6 protein-coding genes are annotated in these 8,024 nt (G+C 53.2%); all 6 read left to right on the top strand.

The window, feature by feature from the left end:
- The first annotated feature begins 256 nt into the window (after positions 1 to 256).
- The 6 genes from B2Y11_RS06075 to B2Y11_RS06050 are packed head-to-tail and all read left to right on the top strand — an operon-like array spanning position 257 to position 7,672.
- The gene (locus B2Y11_RS06075) at positions 257 to 1,981 is read left to right on the top strand and encodes a proline--tRNA ligase (RefSeq protein WP_291057342.1); all 1,725 of its coding nucleotides are present in this window, start codon (positions 257 to 259) and stop codon (positions 1,979 to 1,981) included.
- A gap of 32 nt (positions 1,982 to 2,013) precedes the next feature.
- A complete protein-coding gene (locus B2Y11_RS06070) occupies positions 2,014 to 2,301 on the top strand; it encodes a chorismate mutase (protein WP_008858895.1) in 288 nt (95 codons plus the stop codon).
- Positions 2,298 to 4,430 carry an ATP-dependent RecD-like DNA helicase gene (locus B2Y11_RS06065; RefSeq protein WP_291057339.1) on the top strand — a complete coding sequence of 711 codons (2,133 nt, stop codon included), beginning with the start codon at positions 2,298 to 2,300 and terminating at the stop codon, positions 4,428 to 4,430. The genes B2Y11_RS06070 and B2Y11_RS06065 overlap by 4 nt, the downstream gene beginning before the upstream one ends.
- Positions 4,427 to 5,077 (top strand): ComF family protein, encoded by a 651-nt coding sequence (locus B2Y11_RS06060; RefSeq protein WP_291057337.1) that lies wholly within the window; start codon positions 4,427 to 4,429, stop codon positions 5,075 to 5,077. The genes B2Y11_RS06065 and B2Y11_RS06060 overlap by 4 nt, the downstream gene beginning before the upstream one ends.
- Positions 5,078 to 5,092: 15 nt before the next feature.
- Complete coding sequence (locus B2Y11_RS06055; protein ID WP_291057335.1) at positions 5,093 to 6,265, top strand: hypothetical protein; 1,173 nt, start codon at positions 5,093 to 5,095, stop codon at positions 6,263 to 6,265.
- A gap of 9 nt (positions 6,266 to 6,274) precedes the next feature.
- Positions 6,275 to 7,672 (top strand): glycosyl hydrolase family 18 protein, encoded by a 1,398-nt coding sequence (locus B2Y11_RS06050; RefSeq protein ID WP_291057333.1) that lies wholly within the window; start codon positions 6,275 to 6,277, stop codon positions 7,670 to 7,672.
- Positions 7,673 to 8,024 lie beyond the last annotated feature (352 nt).

Raw genomic sequence — 8,024 nt, 5'->3', positions numbered from 1 at the left:
CCCGTCAACCTTCCCCTCTGAACCAAACGGGCCCTTCGGGCCCGCCCCCCTTTGGTGCTAACGCACCACCTTTCCCCCGCAAGCGGGGGCACAATAGGGGGGAGGGAACCCTCTGAATCCAGGCCGCCGAAGCGGGCTTCTCATTTTTTCCCCCACAACCCTCGTCAAAGCGTGGTATAATAAAAAAGCATATAACGAAAAATTTTCGGTATGAAAATCGTTCCGGCATGCCGGGACAGTTACAGGGGGAGATATTTTGTTAGCATCCAGATTATACAGTCCTACTTTACGTGAATTACCGGCTGATGCCGTGGTGGTAAGCCATCAGTACATGCTGAAGGCCGGTATGATGAGGAAGATTGGAAACGGGATTTATTCCTTCCTTCCTTTGGCATGGCGTTCTATTCAGAAGGTGGAGAAGATTATCCGCGAGGAAATCAATAAGACCGGCGCCCAGGAAATCATGATGCCTATTGTGCAGCCGGCGGAGCTGTGGCAGAAGACAGGCCGCTGGGATGTGTTCGGACCGGAGATGTTCAAGCTGAAGGACCGGAATGACCGGGAATACTGTCTGGGCCCTACTCATGAAGAGCTGGTGACTTCCCTGATTCAGATGGACACCACTTCCTACAAGCAGCTTCCCGTTTCTGTGTACCAGATCCAGAATAAGTACAGAGATGAAAAGCGTCCCCGTTTCGGTCTTATGAGAAGCCGCGAATTCATTATGAAGGATGGCTATACTTTTGATGCCGATGAGGAAGGGCTGGATAAGCAGTACAAGCTCATGTATGATGCCTATACCCGTATTTTCACCCGCTGCGGTCTGACTTTCCGTCCGGTGATTGCAGATTCCGGTGCCATCGGCGGCAGCGGTTCCCATGAGTTCGAAGTACTGGCTGATTCCGGAGAGGCGGATATTGTATACTGCGAAAACTGTGATTTTGCAGCAAATATCGAAGCTGTGGATCCCCTCACCGTGAAGTGCGATATTCATAATGACAAGGAAAAGGAACTGGTGGAAACACCAGGGCAGCATACTATTGAAATGGTGTGCGATTTCCTCCATGCCCCGGTTGCCCAGTCCGTGAAAGCTGTGGTGTACAATGTGGACGGTCTGGTGGTACTGGCCATGGTTCGTGGCGATCACGAAGTGAATGAAACGAAGATCCAGCATATTTACAATGCCATCAATGTGGACATGGCTTCCGATGAGGATTTGAAGAAGGTGGGCCTCACCGCCGGCTACATCAGCCCCATCGGCCTGAAGCGGACGAAGGACTTTGATATCCTGGTGGATCCTACGGTGATGGAAATGCAGGATGCCTGCTGCGGCGCTAATGAGAAGGATAAGCATTACATCCATGTGAACCCGGCTCGCGATTTCACCGATGTCCGTGTGGAAACGATCCGCCAGATTCAGGAAGGGGATGTATGCCCTCACTGCGGCGGCAAGATCGTCCGCTGCCGGGGAATCGAAGTAGGCCAGGTATTCAAGCTGGGCACCAAGTACAGTGAAGCTCTCCATGCTACGTTCCTGGACAACCAGGGGAAATCCCATCCTTTCGTTATGGGCTGCTACGGCATCGGCGTCACAAGGACCGTGGCTGCGTCCATCGAACAGAACCATGATGATGACGGCATTATCTGGCCTGTGGCCATTGCGCCCTATGAAGCAGTCATCGTTCCGGCCAATAACAAGTCCAAAGAAGTGATGGCAGCTGCCAGAAAGCTCTATGAGGACATGGAAGACGGTCGGGATGAAGTGGTGCTGGATGACCGGAATGAAAGGGCAGGCATCAAGTTCAAGGATGCAGACCTCATCGGTTATCCGGTACGGGTGACCATCGGTAAGAAATGGCAGCAGTCCGGCTGCGTGGAAATTAAAATCCGCCGGTCCGGTGAAGTGGTGGAAGTGCCTCTGGAAGAAGCAAAGGACAAGGTTCTGGAAATTCTGAAGACCCTTCACGCCAATAATCAGTAAATCCCATTTCTTCCTGAGGGGAGTGGACTGTTATGGAAGATAAAGAATTAGCGGATTTAAGAAATTCCGTCAGGACCATTGACAAGGAGCTGGCCGCCCTTTTTGAAAAGCGGCTGGCCCTTTCAAGAAGTATTGCCCAGTGCAAAATCAAGGCGGAAATCCCTGTGTTTGATGGCAAAAGGGAAGAAAAGAACATCGAGGAGGTCTCCCGGCTTATAGAAGATATGTCTGCCCGGCCTGATTTCGTCCGCTGGTACCAGATGCTCATGGATATCAGTAAAAAAGTGCAGAATCGTTTCATCAGGGGAGAAGAAAAATGACAGAAGAGCTGCGGGGCACCGTAAGGAAAATCATATTTTCCAGCGATGACGGCAGATTCTGCGTATTCCTCCTGGAAGATAAAGAGAGCAGGAAAATCATGACTGCCGCATACCGGGGCCCTGCTCCCTATGTGGGTCAGCCGGTGCTGCTTCGGGGATGTTGGGAACGGCATCCCCGTTTTGGCATGCAGTTCAAGTGCAGCACGCTGGAAAATACAAAGCCCGAGGAAACGGAGGAAATCAAGCAGTTTCTGGCATCAGGCCTTATTGACGGTATAGGCCCTTCCATGGCAGGAAGGATTGTGGACCATCTCGGCAGGAAGACTCTCGATGTTTTTGAAAACCGGATCGACGACCTTCGCCAGGTACCGGGCATCGGCAGGAAAACCCTGGCCAAAATCAAGGAGTCCTATGAAAAGGTGAGGGAGGAACAGGAGCTTATTATGTTCCTTCAGTCCCTGGGGATTTCCGAGAGCTTTGCCGCCGACATCAGAAAACGGTACGGCGGGGAAACGGAGGACGTGCTGTCCGGCGACCCTTACCGCATGGTGCGGGACATTCCGGGACTGGGATTTCAGGAAGTAGACCGCATCGCTTTAGCGAAAGGGGTGGATCCCGACGACGCAGACCGGGTGACCAAGGGCATAGAGTATACCATTTCCCGGGCCCTGGCCCAGGGCCATGCCTGCGCCCCGGAATCGTCGGTTTTCCGGAATGCTTCCCTGCTCCTTGGAGTGACGGAAGATATTGTGAGAGAGGCGGGGAAGGAATCCATAGAAAACGGATTCATCCCGTCCCTTGTGTGGAATGACAAACGGTACCTTTACCTGCCGTCCCTCTATGAAGCGGAAACGGAGTCCGCTCTCCGCATAAAATCCCTCCTTCACGCCGAGCCCTTGGGCTCTTCCAGGCTGGCGGTGGAGAAATTTGAAAGGGAAAAGGGACTGACCCTGGCAGACAGGCAGCGGGAAGCGGTGGAAAAAGCACTGAAGTCCGGCGTGCTTATCATTACCGGCGGCCCGGGCACCGGGAAAACCACCCTGGTGCAGGCCATTATTACCGCAGCCCGCCAGTTCCAGCTGAAGGTGCGTCTCATGGCGCCCACCGGCCGGGCGGCGAAAAGGCTCTCCCTTTCAAGCGGCGTGGAGGCGGACACCATCCATAAGGCTTTGGAGGCGGAGCTTCATGACAGCGGCAGTACTTTCTTCAACAGGAACGAGTCGGACCCCCTGAAGGAAGATTTAATCATTGTGGACGAAGCATCCATGATGGATATTTCCCTTTTCTACCACCTCCTCTGTGCACTGAAGGAAGGGGCCAGGCTTATCCTGGTGGGGGACATCGACCAGCTGCCGCCGGTGGGGCCGGGGTCTCCTTTAAAAGACCTCATCGCCTGGGGCGAAGTGCCGGTGGTGCGGCTGGAGCACATTTTCCGCCAGAAAGAGGGGAGCGGCATTATTGACAACGCCGCCCGCATCCGGGAGGGGCAAATGTGCTATCCCGATGAAGAGGGGGAATTCCTCATTTACTATGCTGCTTCCGAACCGGACGCATTCCGTGAAATCATGCTGCTCTGCCGGGATATGGACTACGGCAGCGAAAAAATGAAAATGAAAATGCAGGTCCTGTCTCCCATGTACCGGGGTGCCTGCGGCGTGGATCATCTGAACCGCGCCATACAGGAGCTGGTGCATGACCATCCGGTGGAAGGGGCGGTTCATTTCCTTCCCGGTGATAAGGTGATGCAGAAAAAGAACGACTATGACAAAGGGGTCTACAACGGCGACCTGGGTATCGTATGGGCAGTGGACAAGAATAAGATCTTCGTGCGGTTTGACAGCAAAGAAGTGGTGTACGAAGGGGAAGAAAGAAGCAGCATCCAGCTGGCCTATGCCGCTACGGTGCACAAGAGCCAGGGCAGTGAATACGATACGGTGATTCTGGTGCTCCTGCCTACCCAGGGCATTATGCTGAAGAGAAACCTCCTATACACCGGTGTCACCAGGGCGAGGAAAAAGACCATCCTGATTTCCACGGAAGATGCCATTGCCCGTGCTGTAAGCCGGGCAGACACCGCCAGCCGCTACAGCCTTTTCCTGCCCCTTCTGAAAGGGGAGGCAAAATCATGAATTTCCTCCATGACCTGGCGGACATCTTCTATCCCACCACCTGCCCGGGCTGCGGGAAGGTAGTGGACAGGAATATAGTGTGGTGCGAAGACTGCCTGAAAAAAGTATGGAATCCAAGGCTTTTAAACTCCTCCCACACCGACCATCTCCATGGCTGCTACACTCTCTGCAACTACGAAGGGGCGGTAAGGAAAATCATTATCCAGCTGAAATACGGCGGACGCATTGACAGGAAACGGGCTTTTCCGCCCCTCCTGACACGATTTCCCTACTGGGATAGACTGGAAGACTTAAGCCTGGTCATGCCGGTGCCCCTTTCCAAAAAGAAATGGGAAAGCCGGGGCTACAACCAGGTGGACATGATGTTTGAAGACTGGATGAAGGGGGCGGGAAAAAACTACGTCCCCCGGGGCCTTATCCGCTTTCGCAGCGCCGAAACCCAGTCCCTCCTCTCCCGAAGGGAAAGATATGAAAACATTAAAGGCATATTTCACATCAACCACGGCATGGAGGTCAGGGGAAAACATATCCTCCTGGTAGACGATGTATACACCACCGGCGCCACCATGGAATCCGCCGCCCATGAACTGGTGCGGGCCGGCGCCGCGGTGGTCACAGGCCTTACCATAGCCAGCGGGGCTATGTAAATGAAAGGAACCATTATGAACATACAAAAGAGCGCCCTTGCCGGCGCTGTAGAAGATTTATGGAAGAAATATCTGCTGTCCGTAACGGCCCAGGACATGCTCCTTGGGGAAGTGGCGGATCATCTTTATGTGGAGGATCTGGATTTTTCGACCTCTTCGGACAGAGACCTCATTTCGTCCTATGTAAGCATCGGCTTCGGGGACGATATAGGCGAGGCGGCCTGGGCCGTCAGCCATGGGGAAGTGCCGGCGCCCTATGCAGAGCTTTCCCGTTTCATGGGGGAAGAAGAAATCGGAGACCGCCTTTTTGATTATCTGGTCTCCCATATCCGCAGACATCCGGCCGGCGACATTTTAAACAATCCCTACTACCGGCAGGTCAGGGTAGAAGGGAAAACAAGGGAAGGCCATATTACCCTTACCACGAACGACTACCTGCCGGGAGAGCTCATCCAGACCTATCATGAAGGATTCAGGAAAGAAGATCCCTTTGCCTATGGGGAGGCCGCCTTTTTTGACAGCCCGGTGGTATTCCCTGTGCTCCTTGAAAACGGCAGCGTATGGATGAGCGTGGTATTAAGTGAGATCGAATCCATGAAGGAGCCCCTGGAAAGGGCAGCGGGAAAGGTCATTACCTACGGTCTGGGCCTTGGCTACTACACCTTCATGGCTTCTGAAAAGGAGGATGTGGAGTCGGTGACGGTGGTGGAACTGAATCCCCACATGATTTCTCTCTTTAAAAAGAAACTGCTGCCCCAGTTTCCCCATAAAGAAAAGGTGCATATTATAGAAGGGGACGCCCTGGTGTATATCAAAAAGCAGGAAGACGGCGCCTTCGACTACGGCTTCAGCGACTTCTGGGCAGGCACGGAAGACGGCCTCCCCCTCTATCTGGCCTTTGCAGGGGCCTGCAGCTCCTTCCGGCATACCGCCCATGATTACTGGATAGAAAATGTTTTCATCGATGCCTTCTTCCGTCCTGCAGTCATGGTTTACCTCATGGAAAAAGTGCTGGGACGGAAAGAAGCACCCCTTGACCAGGGGAAAAAGGCGGCCCGCATCCTCCGGAAATTTATTTCCTTCCTGGACAGAGAACCTATTTCCCTGAAAGGGGAGGAGGATCTGTACCATCTTCTGGATACAGAGACACTGGTCACTCTGGTACGGAAATTTGCAGCACAATCATGAAAGGAAAATATGCTTAAAAAACTGGCAGCAGCCCTCATCATCGCAGCGATTCCCGCCCTGGCCTTGGCCGAAGGGCCTGCAGCGGTGAAAATGAAGGGCAGCGATTTCAAAAATTTCAACGCCTATGAAGTAGACGGCACCTTCTATACCGCCCCCCTGGTGCTTACCAAAGGGGGAAAGTGGAAACTGTCCTGGGAAAAGGACAGACTCTACGTATATACCACGCCTCCCGCCATGAAAAAGGAAGAAAAGGTGGAAATCCCGTACCGGGAAATCGAAGGGAACAAGTACGTGGATTTTTCCTTCTTCAGCGGTCAGGCCGGCCTGGAATATACCTACAAGCCTAAGAAAAGGGAACTCACCGTAAAAAAGAAGAAGGAAAAGAAAGAGGGAAAAGAAAAAGCCCTTCCGGCGGAAAGGCCCCTTGTTCTCTGGGACATCAACTATTCCTTCAGAAATGAAAACTCCGACTTCGCCGCCCTCTCCGGCACCCACATCCTTTCGCCCACCATGGGAAGCTATGAGGATATAGAAAAAGGGGCGTACAGCTGGAACTTCGACTATCTGAAACGGGCCCGGGAGAACTCCATGGAAGTGATGCCCCTCATCCATAACGATTTCGAAGTGAAGAAAACCTCCCTTTTCATGCACGATGCCAAAAGACAGGAAGCCTTCATTTCCCAAATCGCCGCCCTCTCCGAAGTCTACGGCCTCTACGGGTACAACATGGACTTTGAAAACATGGACCCAAAGGATAAAGACCTCTTCACCGATTTCATGAAAAACCTGTCTGTCCCCCTCCATGAAGGGAAAAAGAAACTTACCGCAGACATCACCGTTTACAACGCCGGCTCCCCCACCTGGAGCCTCTGCTATGACCGGACGAAACTGGCGGACTTCTGTGACTATGAAATCATCATGGGCTACGACGAAACACCCCGCACCAGCCCCTACGCCGGATCCGTTTCCTCCTACTCCTGGCTGGACAAAAACGTAAGCACACTCATCACCATGGTGCCGCCGGAAAAGCTCATCCTGGGCCTTCCCTTCTACACAAGAATCTACGAAGGAAATCCGGGATACATGAAATCCAAGGTTCTTGCCATGAAGGACCAGGAGGCTCTCATAAACCGGCATGGCCTCAAACCTGTCTGGCAGCCCGATGCCAGACAGTACACCCTCACCTGGAGACAGGGGGGAATTCTTCATCGGACCTACCTGGAAGAAGAACATTCCCTCAGAGCCAAGGCAGCATTGGAAAAAGAATATCACCTTGCCGGTCTTGCTTTCTGGAGATATGGTTTTGAGAAGAAGGGGATATTTGAGGAACTGGAAGGGAAAGGCGATGGGAAACAGGCCGGCTATCCGCTGGCCGCTGACCGCCTTGGTGGGCGCCCCCAAAAATAATGAAGGGTGCCAGTATAAATAAAACCGGTTTAGTGGGCTAGTGAGCTGGTGGGCTAGTGAGCTAGGAAAACCATACAACCGGGCTGACGCCCGCTGGAAATGCGGCCCCCTTTGGTGGCTGACGCCACCACCTTTACCCAAAGGGAAGCATGTCACTGGATTTTCGGGTCGCTTTGCTCCCCTACATCCACTGCTGTCACCGACTCACTGGATTCTCAGGTCGCTTCCGCTCCCTTACGAATCCAGTTCGCTGGTGCAACTCCAGTTCCTTTGCCACCCCTGTTCAGGGGGCACTATGAATGCTTGCCAATGTGCCACATGACTCCGTGGTGCACTTGTCAACAAAAATTGG

It is taken from the genome of Dialister sp. UBA1703 (assembly GCA_002320515.1).
Classification (GTDB): Bacteria; Bacillota; Negativicutes; order Veillonellales; family Dialisteraceae; genus Dialister.
This window is presented reverse-complemented; position numbering and strand designations above follow the sequence as displayed.

What these genes read in the sequence shown, in the direction of transcription:
- B2Y11_RS06070 (WP_008858895.1), top strand. Translation starts at nt 2,014, where the DNA reads ATGGAAGATAAAGAATTAGCGGATTTAAGAAATTCCGTCAGGACCATT.
- B2Y11_RS06065 (WP_291057339.1), top strand. Translation starts at nt 2,298, where the DNA reads ATGACAGAAGAGCTGCGGGGCACCGTAAGGAAAATCATATTTTCCAGC.
- B2Y11_RS06060 (WP_291057337.1), top strand. Translation starts at nt 4,427, where the DNA reads ATGAATTTCCTCCATGACCTGGCGGACATCTTCTATCCCACCACCTGC.
- B2Y11_RS06055 (WP_291057335.1), top strand. Translation starts at nt 5,093, where the DNA reads ATGAACATACAAAAGAGCGCCCTTGCCGGCGCTGTAGAAGATTTATGG.
- B2Y11_RS06050 (WP_291057333.1), top strand. Translation starts at nt 6,275, where the DNA reads ATGCTTAAAAAACTGGCAGCAGCCCTCATCATCGCAGCGATTCCCGCC.